The sequence below is a fragment of the Nonomuraea cavernae genome, from assembly GCF_014646355.1.
Lineage (GTDB): Bacteria > Actinomycetota > Actinomycetes > Streptosporangiales > Streptosporangiaceae > Nonomuraea > Nonomuraea cavernae.
Window position 1 is genome coordinate 370,316 of sequence record NZ_BMNH01000003.1, and the last position, 14,731, is coordinate 385,046.

At 70.9% G+C, this 14,731-nt stretch carries 11 protein-coding genes; 8 read left to right on the forward strand and 3 right to left on the reverse strand.

Annotation, left to right across the window (positions count from 1 at the left end; translation table 11 throughout):
- Positions 1-8 precede the first annotated feature (8 nt).
- The 5 genes from trhA (at position 9) to IEY82_RS08620 (ending at position 4,891) form a co-directional block, all read left to right on the forward strand.
- The gene (gene trhA, locus IEY82_RS08600; RefSeq protein WP_225262440.1) at positions 9-656 is read left to right on the forward strand and encodes a PAQR family membrane homeostasis protein TrhA; all 648 of its coding nucleotides are present in this window, start codon (positions 9-11) and stop codon (positions 654-656) included.
- Positions 653-1,018 (forward strand): PPOX class F420-dependent oxidoreductase, encoded by a 366-nt coding sequence (locus IEY82_RS08605; protein WP_189123464.1) that lies wholly within the window; start codon positions 653-655, stop codon positions 1,016-1,018. Before trhA ends, IEY82_RS08605 begins: the two co-directional genes overlap by 4 nt.
- Positions 1,019-1,064: 46 nt before the next feature.
- The gene (locus IEY82_RS08610; protein ID WP_189123465.1) at positions 1,065-1,598 is read left to right on the forward strand and encodes an HdeD family acid-resistance protein; all 534 of its coding nucleotides are present in this window, start codon (positions 1,065-1,067) and stop codon (positions 1,596-1,598) included.
- Between the two features lie 75 nt (positions 1,599-1,673).
- Positions 1,674-2,945: an L-lysine 6-transaminase gene (gene lat, locus IEY82_RS08615; protein WP_189123466.1), complete on the forward strand. Its 1,272-nt coding sequence runs from the start codon at positions 1,674-1,676 to the stop codon at positions 2,943-2,945.
- 176 nt (positions 2,946-3,121) lie between these two features.
- A complete protein-coding gene (locus IEY82_RS08620; protein ID WP_189123467.1) occupies positions 3,122-4,891 on the forward strand; it encodes a hypothetical protein in 1,770 nt (589 codons plus the stop codon).
- Positions 4,892-4,893: 2 nt separating this feature from the next.
- Here IEY82_RS08620 and IEY82_RS08625 read toward each other — a convergent pair whose 3' ends face one another.
- Together IEY82_RS08625 and IEY82_RS08630 are read right to left on the reverse strand one after the other, a co-directional pair.
- Entirely contained in the window at positions 4,894-6,153 is a 1,260-nt protein-coding gene (locus IEY82_RS08625) for a nucleotide sugar dehydrogenase (protein WP_189123468.1), read from the reverse strand.
- A gap of 71 nt (positions 6,154-6,224) precedes the next feature.
- The gene (locus IEY82_RS08630; RefSeq protein WP_189123469.1) at positions 6,225-7,118 is read right to left on the reverse strand and encodes a class I SAM-dependent methyltransferase; all 894 of its coding nucleotides are present in this window, start codon (positions 7,116-7,118) and stop codon (positions 6,225-6,227) included.
- 346 nt (positions 7,119-7,464) lie between these two features.
- Here IEY82_RS08630 and IEY82_RS08635 point away from each other — a divergent pair, with 346 nt between their 5' ends.
- The 3 genes from IEY82_RS08635 to IEY82_RS39805 all read left to right on the forward strand — a co-directional run bounded on the left by IEY82_RS08635 (position 7,465) and on the right by IEY82_RS39805 (position 12,125).
- Positions 7,465-9,921 (forward strand): hypothetical protein, encoded by a 2,457-nt coding sequence (locus IEY82_RS08635; protein ID WP_189123470.1) that lies wholly within the window; start codon positions 7,465-7,467, stop codon positions 9,919-9,921.
- A complete protein-coding gene (locus tag IEY82_RS08640; RefSeq protein WP_189123471.1) occupies positions 9,918-11,054 on the forward strand; it encodes an ice-binding family protein in 1,137 nt (378 codons plus the stop codon). Before IEY82_RS08635 ends, IEY82_RS08640 begins: the two co-directional genes overlap by 4 nt.
- Before the next feature lie 192 nt (positions 11,055-11,246).
- Positions 11,247-12,125, forward strand: a complete 879-nt coding sequence (locus IEY82_RS39805; RefSeq protein ID WP_189123472.1) for a collagen-like triple helix repeat-containing protein — start codon at positions 11,247-11,249, stop codon at positions 12,123-12,125.
- An 89-nt stretch (positions 12,126-12,214) separates the two neighbouring features.
- Here IEY82_RS39805 and IEY82_RS08650 read toward each other — a convergent pair whose 3' ends face one another.
- Positions 12,215-14,302 carry a DUF4082 domain-containing protein gene (locus IEY82_RS08650; RefSeq protein WP_189123473.1) on the reverse strand — a complete coding sequence of 696 codons (2,088 nt, stop codon included), beginning with the start codon at positions 14,300-14,302 and terminating at the stop codon, positions 12,215-12,217.
- Between the last annotated feature and the right edge of the window lie 429 nt (positions 14,303-14,731).

A 14,731-nucleotide genomic window follows, 5' to 3' on the forward strand; every position in this document is an offset into this window, starting at 1 on the left:
TAGGTTATATGACGACCTTGACCGTGAAGCCCCGATTGCGAGGCTGGTTGCACATGGGAGCGCTGCCCGTGACGCTGGTCGCGGGGTTCGCGCTCGTGGCGCTGGGCCCGACCCTCCTGTCCCGCGTCGCGGCGGCCGTTTACGCGATCAGCTCGGGCCTGCTCTTCGGCATCTCCGCCACCTACCATCGCGGCACGCTGGGCCCGCGCCTGGCCGAGGTGCTGCGCCGCTTCGACCACGCCAACATCTACCTGATCATCGCGGGCACCTACACGCCGTTCGCGCTGCTGGCGCTCTCGGGCGCGGCGCGGGTGATCGTGCTGACCGTCACCTGGGGCGGCGCGCTGGCCGGCGTGTTGTTCCGGGTGTGCTGGATGGGCGCGCCGCGCTGGCTCTACACCGTGCTCTACCTGGCGCTCGGCTGGACCGCGATCTTCGTGCTGCCGCAGTTGCTGGAGGGGGCGGGCGTGGCCGCCGTCGTGCTGGTGGCCGTCGGCGGCGTCTTCTACAGTGCCGGCGCGGTCGTGTACGGCCTGCGCCGCCCGGATCCGTCACCTCAGTGGTTCGGTTTCCACGAGGTGTTCCACGCTTTCACCGTCGCCGCCTACCTGGTGCAGTACATCGCGGTGTCGATCGTGGTCTACTCACACATGTGAATCTCGGTGCGGAGCAGTACATCTCAGTGACGACCTACCGCAAGGACGGCACCCCCGTCGCGACGGCGGTCTGGGTGGCCCAGGACGGCGACGCCCTGGTCCTCTGGACCGCCGCGAGTTCCGGCAAGGTCAAGCGCATCCGCAACAATCCCGATGTGGCGGTGGCGCCCTGTGACCACAGGGGAAAGCTCAGGGGAGAGGCGGTGCCCGGCCGGGCCGAGGTGCTCGGCCCCGAGGAGACCGAGCGGGTGCGCGGCCTCCTCAAGCGGAAGTACGGCCTGATGGGCCGGATCGCGATGCTCGGCAGCAAGCTGCGCCGGGGCGACGCGGGGACGGTGGGGGTGCGGATCACCAACGCTTGACCCGATGGTGGGCTGCATGCGGTGACAAACTGGACATAGATCCACCATGGAGCAAATCGCGCGCACCTGGTGGTTGGTTCTCATCCGGGGCATCGCCGCCATCATCTTCGGCATCCTCGCCCTCATCTGGCCCGGCCTCACGGTGCTGGTCCTGGTGATCTTCTTCGGCGCGTACGCGATCGTGAACGGCTTCTTCCTGCTGTTCGCCGGATCCGAACGTGACACCGGGTCGCGGGCCTGGCTGATCATCTCCGGGATCCTCGGCATCGTGGCCGGCATCGTGGCCCTCGTCTGGCCGGGGATCACCTCGCTGGCCCTGCTCTACGTCGTGGCCATCTGGGCCATCCTGGCCGGCGTGGCGGAGATCGTGGCGGGCGTCCGGTTGCGCGAGACGACCGCCAACGAGTGGACGCTGATCGTGGGCGGGGTGCTGTTGGTGATCTTCGGCATCGTCCTGCTGATCTGGCCGGGCGCGGGCCTGCTCACGCTCGTCTGGCTGGTCGGCCTGTTCGCGATCCTGTACGGCATCGCGGTGATGGCTCTGGCGTTCTGGGTGAAGAAACTCGCGCCAGGGGCTTAGAATCCGGAAAATTTTCGGATAATTGCCTGCTGGAGTGGGGAACGTATGCCATGTCTGGCTCACTGTGGAGGAGACATGGACGTACACGACCGGCTCGCCCGCCACCTGCTCGTCGACGGCTACCGCCTGGTGCTCGATCTCGAACGAAGTCAGGGCTCCTGGCTCGTCGACGCGCGCGACGGCCGCCGATATCTCGACTTCTACACGTTCTTCGCCTCCGCCCCGCTGGGCGTGAACCCGCCCTTCGATCCCGAGTTCGCCGAGCTGCTCGGCCGGGTCGCCCGCAACAAGCCCGCCAACCCCGACATCTACACCGAGCATCTCGCCGACTTCGTCGACACGTTCACCCGCGTGCTCGGCGACCCCGAACTGCCCCACCTGTTCTTCGTCGAGGGTGGCGCGCTGGCCGTCGAGAACGCCCTCAAGACCGCCTTCGACTGGAAGAGCCGCCGCAACGAGGCCGCCGGCAGGTCGCGCGGGCTCGGCACCCGGGTCATGCATCTGACCAGGGCCTTCCACGGCCGCAGCGGCTACACGATGAGCCTGACCAACACCGAGCCGGCCAAGACCGACCGTTTCCCCGTCTTCGACTGGCCGCGCCTCGACGTACCGGCCGCCCACCTCGGAGACGTGGAGGCGGCGGAGGCGCACGCGCTGGAGCAGGCCCGTGCCGCCTTCGAGCGCCACCCGCACGACATCGCCTGCTTCATCGCCGAGCCCATCCAGGGCGAGGGGGGCGACAACCACCTGCGCCCCGAGTTCCTGCAGGCCATGCAGCGGCTGTGCCACGAGTACGACGCCCTGTTCGTGCTGGACGAGGTGCAGACCGGTGGCGGCGCGACCGGCACCCCGTGGGCCTACCAGCAGCTCGGCCTGGCCCCCGACGTCGTGGCGTTCGCCAAGAAGGTGCAGGTCGGCGGGATCATGGCGGGCCGCCGCGTGGACCTGGTGCCCGACAACGTCTTCCAGGTGAGCGGCCGGATCAACTCCACCTGGGGCGGCAACCTGGTCGACATGGTCCGCTCGCGCGGGCTGTTGGAGATCATCGAGCGCGACCGCCTGATCCCGCGCGCGGCCACCCTCGGCGTCCTCCTGCTCGAACGCCTCGCCAAGATCCAGGCCGAGCAGCCCGACAGCGTGTCCAACGTGCGCGGCCGCGGCCTGATGTGCGCCTTCGACCTGCCCGGCACCTCCAGCCGGGACGCCTTCGTCGCCCGCGTCCGTGAGGAGCAGGGCGTGCTCGTGCTCCCCTGCGGCCCCCGCTCCGTCCGGCTGCGCCCGGCGCTCAACATCACCGAGTCCGACCTCGACCGCGGTCTCGCCGCGCTCTCGGCCGCCCTGAAGTGACGCCTGGAGGTGACGCCTGGAAGTGACTCTGGAAGTGACTCTGGAAGTGACGCCCAGAAGTGACCGCCCTGAAGTGACCGCCCTGGCCTGAAAACCCCGCCAAGGACCGGCAAGGACATTGCCGTGCCCGGGCGTCCGCGCCGGTCCGGAGCGCCTGCCTCGCCAGGCTTGCGCTCATGGCAGAAGCTCCTCCTTTTCCGCGTTCCCCGCTGCCCTCCGCCGCCTCCGCCGCCTCCGCGCCGGAGACCGGCGCGGACGGACCAGCGCCCCCCGGCCCGCGGCCGGCCTGGCAGCGGCTCACCACCTGGCTGCCCGCCGCGGCGGTGGCCGCCTGCGCCGGAGTGGTGCTCGGGTTCTACGGCGTCTCCGTCACGGACCTCGTCCTGTTCAGCGGCTACGTCACCCTGGGCCTCGCGCTGCCGGGCCTGCTGTGGGTCCGGCTCCTGTACCGGCGTCCCCGCGCGCTGCCCGAGGAGGTCGCGCTCGGGCTGACCTTCGGCTACGCGCTGGAAGTCCTCGCCTCCCTTCTCAGCCGCGCGGCCGGGGTGCCCCTGCTCGTCGCGGTCTGGCCGCTCGGCACGTACGCGCTCTTCCTGGCGGTCCCCCGCCTGCACCGGCACTGGAAGGGCGCGCCGCGCCCGGCCCCGACCTCGCTCCGCTGGTCGTGGGGGCTGGCGCTGGGCGTGATCTGCCTGATCGGATGGACCGCCGCCGACCGTTTCGGCGCCCCGCTCGCCCCGGCCGGCGTGCTGGACGGGCATGAATGGTCCATCCAGGCGCACCTCGCGGCGGCCGCGCTCACCGGAATCGAGCCGCTGGTCCTGTCCTCACGCCTGGCCATGCTGCCCATACTGGGCACGCTCGTGGTCCTGCTCGGGGCCGTCGGCCGCCGCGTCATCGGCACGTGGGCGGGAGCGCTCGGCGCCCTGGCCGCCACCGTCTTCGTCGCGGCGCCCAGCCTCTACCGGGGGGCCGCCGGGGTGTTCGCCTGGGAGCCGGTGCAGTCGTGGTCGAGCCCGGCCCGTACCTTCGGCGCGCTGCTCTTCGCCTCGGTCGTGCTCGTGGTCGTCGACCTGCTCGGCGACCGGCGGCAGACCCGGGGCCGGTGGGTGTTCCTGGTGGTGATGCTCGTGGCGGTCATGGGCGCGAAGGCCGCCTACCTGCCGCTGCTGGCCGGTGGGCTCGTGGCGGTCGTGGCGGTCGAGACGGTCAGGTGGTTCAGCCTGCCCCGGCGGGCCGTCGCCGCCCTCGGGCTGACCGGGGTGTGCCTGGCCGTCGCGCCGGCCGCCGGGATGTCGCCGGCGGCCGGCCCGGTCGTGCGGGAGACGCTGGGCCGGCTGACCGGCCTGGGCGACGAGGCGCCCTCGCCGGCCGCGCTGCTCGGCGTCGCGCTGCTGCTCACGCTCTGCGGCGCGATCACCTGGTGCGGAGCGTTCGGGCTGGTGAGCCGGCCGCAACTGCTGCTGCGGCCCCCTGTGGTGCTGGTGCTCGGCATGAGCGCGACCGGTCTCCTGCTGGGGCTGCTGCTCGGCGATCGGCACTTCCTCGAAGGGCCGTACCCGTACCTGGCGATGGTCGCGGTCTACGGGCTGCTCCTCGTCGTACGGCGGGCCCGGCTGCCGCTCAGGTCGGTGCTGCTCGCGGCCGGGACCGGGGTGCTGGCCGCCTACCTCGTCCGGGTGCTCTGCGACGTCGAGGTGCCGCTGGGCCGCGGTGAGGAGGTGGTGCTCCTCTACCTGCCGTACCTCGCCCTGATGGGCGTGGTGCTGCTGGTCGCGCTCGCGCTGCTCGCCGCCCGGACCGGCGGGCGGCGGACGTTCGCGCTGGTGATCTGCCTGGTCACCGCGGCCGGCACCCCCGCCGCGTGGTTCGCCGGCGTCACGCCCGGAATGGCGCCGAGCCCGCTGGTCGAGGTGCGAGAGGTGCCGGTCTCGGCGATCCCCTAGGGTCAGAGCAGCTCGACGTTGGGCCCGCGGCAGCGGTTGCGGGTGTCGAAGACGAACGGGCTCACCTGCTCGATCAGCCCGTAGTCGAAGCAGTCGTGGTCGGTGAGGATCACCACCGCGTCCGCCTCGGCCAGCTCCCGGCGCGAGACCTCGATGATCTCGACGCCGGGAGGCAGCAGGAAGTGCTCCACGTGCGGATCGGCGGCCCGTACGTCGGCGCCCAGCTTGTGCAGCCCCCTCGCCACCTCGATCGCGGGCGATTCGCGGCAGTCGCCGGCGTTCTTCTTGTACGCCAGCCCGAGCACGACCACGCGGCTGCCGTTGACCGGCTTGCGACGCTGGTTCAGCGCCAGGGTCACCCGGTGCACGACGTGCTCGGGCATGTGGTCGTTGATGTCGTTGGCCAGCTCCACGACCCGGAAGTTGTGCCCCAGGCTCCGCTTCACCTTCCACGACAGGTAGGACGGGTCGATCGGCAGGCAGTGCCCGCCGACGCCGGGCCCCGGCGTGAAGCGCATGTACCCGAACGGCTTGGTGGAGGCCGCGTCGATGGCCTCCCAGACGTCGATGCCGAGCTGCTCGGCGAAGATGGACAGCTCGTTGACCAGGGCGATGTTGACGTGCCTGAAGGTGTTCTCGAGCAGCTTGCACAGCTCGGCCACCTGGAGCGAGGAGACGGGGACGACCCGACTCACGATCTGCCCGTAGAACGCCCCGACCTTGGACAGGGACGCCTCGTCGAGGCCGGACACGACCTTCGGGGTGTTCTCCAGGCGCCACTCGGGGTTGCCCGGGTCGATGCGCTCGGGGCTGTAGCCCAGGAAGAAGTCCTCCGGAGCCCGCAGCCCGGAGCCCTCCTCCAGCAGCGGCAGCAGATACTCCTCGGTGGTGCCCGGGTAGGTGGTCGACTCCAGGATCACGGTGGCGCCGGGGCGGAGCAACGGCGCGATCGACCGGCCGGACGAGGCGATGTACCTCAGATCGGGGGCGCCCTCGGCGAGCGGCGTCGGCACCGTGATCACGCACACGCCGAATCCCTCGGCGTCGGCGTAGTCAGAGCTGGCCAGGTAGCGGCCGCTGCGCAGCGCGGCGGCCAGCCGGTCGTCGGTGATGTCCTCGACGTAGGACTCGCAGGCGTTCAGCCGCTTGACGCGCCACTGGTCGACGTCGATTCCTACGACGTCGAACCCCGCCTCCACGGCCCGCATCGCCAGGGGCAGGCCGACATAGCCCTGGCCGACGACAACCAGTTTCTCTTCCATGCAAAGACTCCCGTTGGTTCGAGCTGAGACGCGCCCGGCCAGAGCCGGGCGCGTCAGTCCCATGGCCGGGGCTACTTGACGCCGCGCACCACGTAGAGGCCGCGATTGCGGTGGATCGACACCTGCTTCAACCCGAGGTCCCGGGTCCACCGCTCCAGCCGCCGACGGGTCTGCGGCCTCTCGTAGCGCGGCGCGAACCAGTCGAAGGTGTCGAGCACCGACCAGTCACGGACGGTCTGCCGGTCTCGCAGGCCCAGATGCCGATGGATGGCGACCGGGACCAGACGCGCCAGGCCCGGCCCCGCGACGGGGACGGAGGAGAGCGCCAGGGACAGCGGCAGCAGCTTCGGCGCGGTCTTCTCCACCATGGCGTACAGCCGGGCCGGAGGAACGCGCTTGGTCAGCGGGCGCAACAGCTGCCGGGGGTGCAGGTAGGAGATCGGCGCCGCGTAGACGTCGACGCAGAAGCGGCCGCCGGGCCGCAGGTAGCGGAACAACGTCTTGAAGGTGCGCTCGACGTCGGGCGTGTGCTGGATGACGCCGAAGCAGAACAGGTAGTCGAAGGACTCCTCGGGCAGCGGCAGGTCGTAGATGCTGGCCTGCAGGAGCAGCAGGTTGGGGAAGTGGCCGTTGGAGGCGGCGTTGGCGTGGACCGCGCTGGAGATGTCGAACGACGTCACGACGGCGCCGGTCTCGCACAGCACCTCGGTGAACCGGCCGGCCCCGCTGCCGCATTCGAGCAGGCTTTTACCGCGCAACTCGGCGGCGGTCCAGCCGCTCGCGCTCATCACCCGGTCGCGGGAGATGGGCAGGCCGCAGTGGCTGTCGAGCTGGGTCAGCCGGTGCCGGTTCCACTGGTAGCCGAACCCCTTGGCGTAGTTGTCCTCGGGGACGAACCTCGGGATCCCCTTGTCCACGGGATAGGTGGCTGGGCAGACCTCACACGTCAGCTCGCCGTCGGCCACGCGGAGCGTGCCACGGCAACGGAGGCAATGGAGCTCGGAACACCGGGGACCCGGAGCGATGCCGGGACGCGCCTGTTTCGGAAGACTCATTCGGCTGGCCGATCAGTAGACGCAGTAGACGAAAAGGATGACCAACCCTCTGAGCGGCCAGATCCTCACACACCCCACGTTACGCTCAGTGACGAATCTGACACGAGTAGGAGCTGAGGGTGTGTCGGGAAGCTCCGCGTGATCGCGCCGGGCGGCCCTGGACGGGCGTCTCCACCGGCCAAAGGCAGGTAAGGAACGTCACCCGGTTCGGCTGTCGGCGTCCGCCGGGCGCGCGGGCGTCGCCAGGCTTGCGCGCATGGCCGAAGCCCCGTCCACGCCCCGCGCCGCGCTGCCTTCCGCGACCTCGTCCCCGTTTCCTCCGCCCGAGCCGGAGTCCGGTGCGGGGCGCGCCGTCCCGCGCGGGCCGTTGGGGCGGCTGTCGGCCTGGCTGCCGGCGACGGCCGTGCTCTCCTGCGCCGTCGTCGTGCTCGGTCTGCACGGCGTCTCCGCCCGGGACATGAGCGTGTTCGGCCTGTACGTCGCGCTGGGGCTCGCGCTGCCAGGTCTGTTGTGGGTCAGGCTCCTGCATCCGCGGGCGCGGACGCTGCCGGAGGAGCTGGCGCTGGGGGTGGCCCTCGGCTACGCGCTGGAGCTGCTGGCCTACCTCCCGGCCCGCGCGCTCGGAGCGCCGCTGCTGGTCGTGGCCTGGCCGCTCGGCACGTACGCGGTCTTCCTCGCCGTCCCCCGGCTGCGCCGGCACTGGAGGGCCGCCCGTCCGGCGCGCCGCACGCCGCTCGGGCGGGCCTGGTGCCTCGCGCTGATCGTGATCTGCCTCATCCTGTGGAGCGCGGGCTTCTTCGCGGCCAACGCCCTGACCTGGCCCGCGATCGCCTCCTCGTACGTCGACCTGCCCTATCACCTGGCGCTGGCCGGCGAGCTGAGGCACCACGTGCCGCCCGTGGTGCCCACGGTCGCCGGCGAACCCCTCGCCTACCACTGGTTCGTCCACGCGCATCTCGCGGCGGCCAGTTGGGTGACCGGGATCGAGCCTCTGGTGCTCCTCTACCGCCTGGCCCTGCTGCCCATGCTGGCCGCGCTCGCCGGGTGCCTCGCGGCGGTCGGCCGCCGGGTCACGGGCTCGTGGACGGGAGGGCTGATCGCCCTGGCGAGCACGGTCTTCCTCGCCGCGCCCGACCTGTACCTGGGCACGGCGGAGGTGTCCGCCTGGGGCGGCACGCAGTCGTGGACGAGCCCGAGCCAGACCTTCGGCGCCCTGCTGTTCGCCCCGGTCGTCCTGGTGATCGTCGATCTGCTCGGTGACCGGCGGCCGGCCCGGGGCCGGTGGGTGCTGCTGGCCGTCATGCTCATGGCGGTCATGGGGGCCAAGGCCACCTACCTGCCGGTGCTCGTGGCGGGGCTGGTGGCGGTCGTGGCGGTCGAGACGGCCAGGTGGTTCTCGCCGCCCCGGCGCGCTCTGGCCGCGCTGGGGCTGACCGTCGCCTGCCTGCTCGTCGCGCACGTCGTGCTGTTCGGCGGCGCGAGACAGGGCCTGGTGTTCGAGCCGCTGTCGCTCATGCGGGTGACCTGGCAGGACCTGACCGGCGCGGGCGGGGCGCCGGAGCAGGTCTCCTGGGCCGCCGCCCTCTCGGTCGCCGCGCTGTGCCTGCTGTGCGGGCTGATCACCTGGTGCGGGGTGCTGGGCCTGCTCGCGGGGCCACGACGGCTCCTGTCGCCACCGGTCGTGCTGGCGCTCGGCATGAACGCGGCCGCTCTCGCGGCGGTGTTCCTGCTCGGCCATCCGGGCCAGTCGCAGGGCTACTTCCCGCAGGCGTCCTACCCCTACCTGGCGATGGTCGCGGTCGCCGGGGCGGCGTACGTCGTCAGGAGGGCGGGGGTGACGGTCCGGGCCATGGCCTGCGCGGCCGTCGCCGGGGTGCTCGCCGCCTGCGCCGTCCGGCTGCTCTGCGGCGTCCGGACCCCGCTGGGCTCCGGCCAGGACGGCCTCGCGCTGTGGCTGCCGTACGCCGTGCTGCTGGGCGTGGTGCTGCTGGTCGTCGCCGTGCTGCGCGTCGCGCGGCAGAGCGGGGTCCGTACGTGCGCGCTGGTGATGTGCATGGTCACGGCGGCCGGCACACCCGCCGCCTGGGTCGCGCGAGCCCTGCCCGGCACGTACGGGAGCCCGGTGGCCGGGCCGGCGCCGGCTCCGGACGTCCCCGAGGGGGGACTGGCGGCGGGGCGGTGGTTGCGTGACCACTCGGATCCCGGTGAGCTCGTCGCCACCAACGTGCACTGCCGCCTGGGATACGAGAGCCCGTGCGACAGCCGCGCCTTCTGGGCCGCCGCGCTGAGCGAGCGGCGGATGCTCGTCGAGGGGTGGGCCTACACGGCGACCAATCTCGACGGCCGCCGTCCGGGCGGGCGGGTGGTCACCCGCCCGTTCTGGGACCGCGACCGGCTGCGGGCCAACGACGCGGTCTTCGAGCGGCCGTCGGCGGGCGCGGTCCGGCGGCTGCGCGAGCGTTACGGGGTGCGGTGGCTGTTCGTGGACGAGCGCCGGACCGGACCCGGTTCCGCCCTGGAGACCTTCGCGGACCTGCGCTTCCGCACCGGCGACTTCGGCGTCTACCGGCTCTGGCCGGAGTCGCGGGCGCAGAGCGGCGCGGGCGGAGAGCGGTCCTTGTCTCGAACCGCACAAACTCTGGCAAGGACATCTCCCACTGCCGACGGCTCCCGTCCGTCCGGGCCGACCGGGTTGTCACACTTGCCCGCATGATGAAGTCACTGCCCTCGTCCTGGCTGGCCGCGGTCGTGGTCAGCGCGCTCGCGATGGGGACGTTCAACGCCGAGCCCGCCTCGTACAACGCGGCGGCCGAGGCGGAGCCGGGGACGATCGGCGCGAAGCCCGCCGCGTACCAGGCGCGGCCCGGTGAGGGACGGGTGCGGCGGGTGCCCCGCGTGGAGCTGGGCAGTGCCTATGACTGCGCGGCGATGGGGGCGACCCGGATCCTCAACGCGGGTCTCACCCAGGTCACCGGTGATCTGGCCATCACCCCTGGCGACGAGGTGGTCGGCTTCCCGCCGGGGGAGGTACGTGATGGAGGAATCTACATCGACGACCCGGAGGCGCGGGAGACGAAGGCCGACGCGATCGAGGCCTACGAGGACGCGGCCGGGCGGGCGGCCAACGGCGTCATGTCGCCGGAGCTGGGCGGCAAGACCATCTCGCCCGGCGTCTACGAGAGCACGGACGGCAGCTTCCGCATCAACGGAACCCTCACGCTCGACGCCCAGGGCGACCTGGACGCGCTCTTCATCTTCCAGGCCGACTCCACCCTGAACACGGCGAGGGTGAGCAACATCGACCTGGTGAACGGCGCCCAGGCCGACAACGTCATCTGGCAGGTCGGCGACGACGCGACCCTGGGGACGTACTCCACCTTCCGCGGGACCGTCCTGGCGCGGAACTCGGTCAAGGTGTCGTACGGCGCGGCGATCTACGGCCGCACGATGGCCCTCGACGAGGCGCTCACCTTCGAGGGCACCGAGATCCTGCCCGCGACGCGGGTCACCGTGCCGCAGAACCCGCCCACCACGACGACGCTCACCTCGGCCCCGAACCCGTCGCGCATGGGGCAGCCGGTGACCTTCACCGCCAAGGTCGACGGGAACGTCCAGGGGTTCGGCCCCACCGGCATGGTCCTGTTCATGGAGGGTGCCACCATCCTCGGCGAGGCCTACGCCGACCGGACGGGGATCGCGACGTTCACGACCTCCTCCCTGTCCCGGGGCGTCCACGAGATCAGGGCCGTCTACGTGAACGGGGGGACCGCCGTGTTCGAGGCGTGGGTCGAATTCGCCCCGAGTGAGTCGCCGGTGGTGGCCCAGCAGGTGCTCAATCGCCGGTGACATTGACCATTCACGCCTGGATATTCCCCTATATCCGGACACAGCGGATGACTTGGTTGTGGAATGTCGCCTTTTTGCTTCGCTCGTCATTGCCGTAAAGCATCGCCTTCCGGCTATTCGGGTATCTCCCGCTCGCGTCGTCCGAAAGTGGCGATTCCGCAGCGTTCCTCTTCGCCATGAAAGGGAGACCACGTGATTTCTCGCAGGGGCATACCGGGTTTCGCGTTGACGCTGACCTGTGCGGCGACGGGCCTGTCGTTTCCTGGGACGGCCCAGGCGGCGGTGACCGCTTCCTCGGCCACCTTCGCGGTGAGCGGGGACGCCGTCGCCGATCGCCGGGACTGCCACGGCAGGCGCTGCCGCCACCTGTGCCACCGGTTCCGCTGCGCGCGCTTTCTCCGTGGTCCGGAAGGGCCGCCGGGCCCGCGCGGCGAGCGGGGCGAGCGAGGGGAGCAAGGGGAGCGAGGGGAGCGGGGACCGGCGGGGCCCGGATGGCAGGGGCCACCCGGCCTCGAGGGCGAGCCAGGGCCGCAGGGTGAGACCGGTCCTCGGGGGCCGCAGGGAGTGCCCGGCCTGCCGGGCCCGCGAGGGCCGCGCGGCGCGCCGGGCACGCCGGGCACACCGGGAACGGCCTCCGGGGTCGGCTCGACTCTCGTCTCGCTGACCTTCCCGCCCTACGACACGAACTTCACCGCGTACGTCTCGGACGGCGTGACCTGGATCCTGGACCCCCGGACACCCGCGCCGGGAGGCTGGCACAGCCTCACGTCGGTGCCCGGTTACCCGCCTGGGGTGGTCGGCGTCTCGGTGACGGAGGCGGACGAGCCGCTCAGCAGCCTGCTGATCACGGTGCTGACGTCGAGCGGCTCCCTGGCCCAGACGAAGTGCGTCCTGACCGCCGCGCCACCGCCTCCGGGACCGGCGTGGGGCACCACGTACTGCGACGGATTCACGAGCCTTCAGCCCGCGCTCCGGCGAGCCGCGACTCCGCCGACTCCGGCAACTGCGGCGACTCCGCCGACTCCGGTGACCTGGCCGACTCTGGTGAAGCTGGCGACTCCGGCGACGTAGGGCGCCGCACTCGATCGGCTCTCGCCGACCTGATCCCGTCAGGTCGGCGAGTTTTCACCGGCGAGGGTTCGCACCTGGACGAGCGCGGCTCAGGGCGAGACGAACAGCACGTCGACCCAGTAGTTTCTGGCGTTGTGGGAGCTGGTGGGGAAGGAGTTGGCGGCGCCGTAGACGAAGACGCCGTTGCCGCCCTGGAACCCGTCTTCGAGCGCGGTGAGCGGGCCGTTCACCCATTTCTCGGTGAAGTAGGAATTGGTCACGGAGAACTGCCCGGTCGGGGTGTGGTAGGACGCGACGTAGGTGGTGTCGGCGTTGACGGCCACGGGGGTGGAGAAGGTCATCTCCTGCCAGCCGGTGGGGGTCTCGTCGGTGAAGGTGCCGCTTGCCAGGAGTTGCCCGCCGCTGGTCCACAGGCTGCCGACGTGGGGGCCGCTGTTTCCTGGCCGCTTGTGGAATCTGATGCCCTGCACGAGCCCGTCGGAGATCGATCTGAACTTCACGCCGAGGGTGACGGCCCGGTCGTCCCCGGACTGGCCCGCCGGGTTGGTCGAGTCGCTCCAGAGGCTGTCAGACGGGGTGAACGCGATGTCGACCCAGTAGTTGCTCGCCCTGAAGGTGCTGGTGGGGAAGGAGTTCGTGGCCCCGTAGGTGTAGACGCCGTTGCCGCCCTGGGCCCCGTCCTGGAGCGCGGTGAGCGGGCCCTGGGCGTGCAGCGAGGTGAAGTAGGGCCTGTTCAGGGAGAAGAGTCCGGCAGTGGTGTGGTAGGACGCCACGTAGGTGGTGTCGGCGTTGATGGCCACGGGGGTGGAGAAGGTCAGCTGCTGCCAGCCGGTGGGGGTCTCGCCGGTGAAGGTGCCGCTTGCCAGGAGTTGCCCGCCGCTGGTCCAGAGGCTGCCGACATGGGGGCCGGTGTTGCCGGGGCCCTTGAAGAACCGGACGCCCTCCACGAGCCCGCTCGTGCCGGCGGTGAACTTCACGCCGAGGGTGACGGCCCGGTCGTCCGTGGACTGGCCCGCCGGGTTGGTCGAGTCGTTCCAGAGCGACGTGGTCACGTTCTGCACCCGCACGGGTGAGGTGCTCGGCGCGAACGTGATGGGCTGCTCGTTGTTGAACACCGTGCCGCCCAGATAGACGGCGACGACGTGGTGCTGGCCCGCACCGAGGTCGGAGACCGTGATCTGGGCGTCGTTGTTCTGGTCGAAACGGTCGGTGCCGATGACGGTGGCGCCGTCCTTGAAGACCACGTCACCGGCCGGCGTGACCGGCGCGGCGCCGCCGTCGACCGTGGCGGTGAAGGTGACCGGTTCGCCCGTGGCGGAGGGGTTGGGCGACGAGGTGAGGGTCGTGGTGGTCGGCGGGTTGTTCGGCACGGTGACGCGCGTGGCCGGAATGCCGTCCGTGCCCTGCAGCGTGACCACGTTGTTGATGGAGAACACCCGGCCGAACACCGCCGAACCGCTGCCGACCGTGACCGCGCCCGACGCGAGGACGTTGCCCCGGAAGGTGGGGTACGTGCCGAGGCTCGCGGTGCCGGTGACCTGCCAGAAGACGTTGTCCTCCTGGGCGCCGCCGACCAGGTTGATGTTGCTCACGTTCGCCGCGGTGAGGGAGGTCGCCTTGAAGACGAAGATCGCGTCCGGGTCGGCCTCGGCGTCGAGCGTGAGGGTGCCGCTGATCGCGAAGCTGCCGCTGGTGGAGGCGTACACGCCCGGGGTCTTGGTGGTCCCGCCGAGCGCGGGGGCGACGGTGGCGTCCGGGGCCCGGCTCGCGAGGTCGTTGTACGCGGCCACCACGTCGGCCTTCGCGTTGACCGCGGCGGCGTCGTTCTGGTGGATGTCGCCGCTCACGGTGCCGGGCGGGAACCCCGACACCGTGGTGCCGGGGCTCACGCCGAGGTCTCCCGTGAGCGCCGTCTGGTTGGTGTTGGACACCGCGGTCGAGGCCAGCACGGCGAAGTCCGCCGCGTCGCCGAGGTCCACCGGCGGCCCGATCGCGTGGGCGCCGCTCGGCATGGCGACGACCGCGCCCATCGACAGGGTGGCCGCGAGCAGGATCGCGAGGCCGGACCGGCCCCGGGATCGCGAGCGGAGGTGACGGGAGGAGGATGCCGGTGGCGCCGAGGCCCGGGGGCCGGGGGTCTGGTCGGGTGCGTCGTGCTGGGGCTGGGATTCGCGCATGAAACTCAACTTCTTCGTCGGTCTCGCGGAATGTCCGGCGCCGCTTTTACGCGGTCACCGCGTGGGGATCGACGCCGCCATTTCCGCCCTGATGCCTAGGCGTCCCATGTCGCGAGGAACTCGTGAATAAGATCCTCATAAAAGGAGACGCAATCGCACTGTACTCTTCACGAGTTGTCGCCGGCCAGCGTTTGTGAAACTTTTTCCGAGGTGGAGAATGTTGCTGATATTTCCTGGAATTTGAGGATTTATCGGCATATGAAGTCGGCCAGAAAAAGGCGTCCTTGGTCGATGAAGCATGACGGTCGACTGGAAATCATGACAGATCCGATCGAATCACCTCCTCTATCGGTAAATAAGGCCGAATCGGTGTAGTTCATCACGACACACTCTCCTCTCGCGCCGTCCGGAGAAGTCAAAGATGCCTAC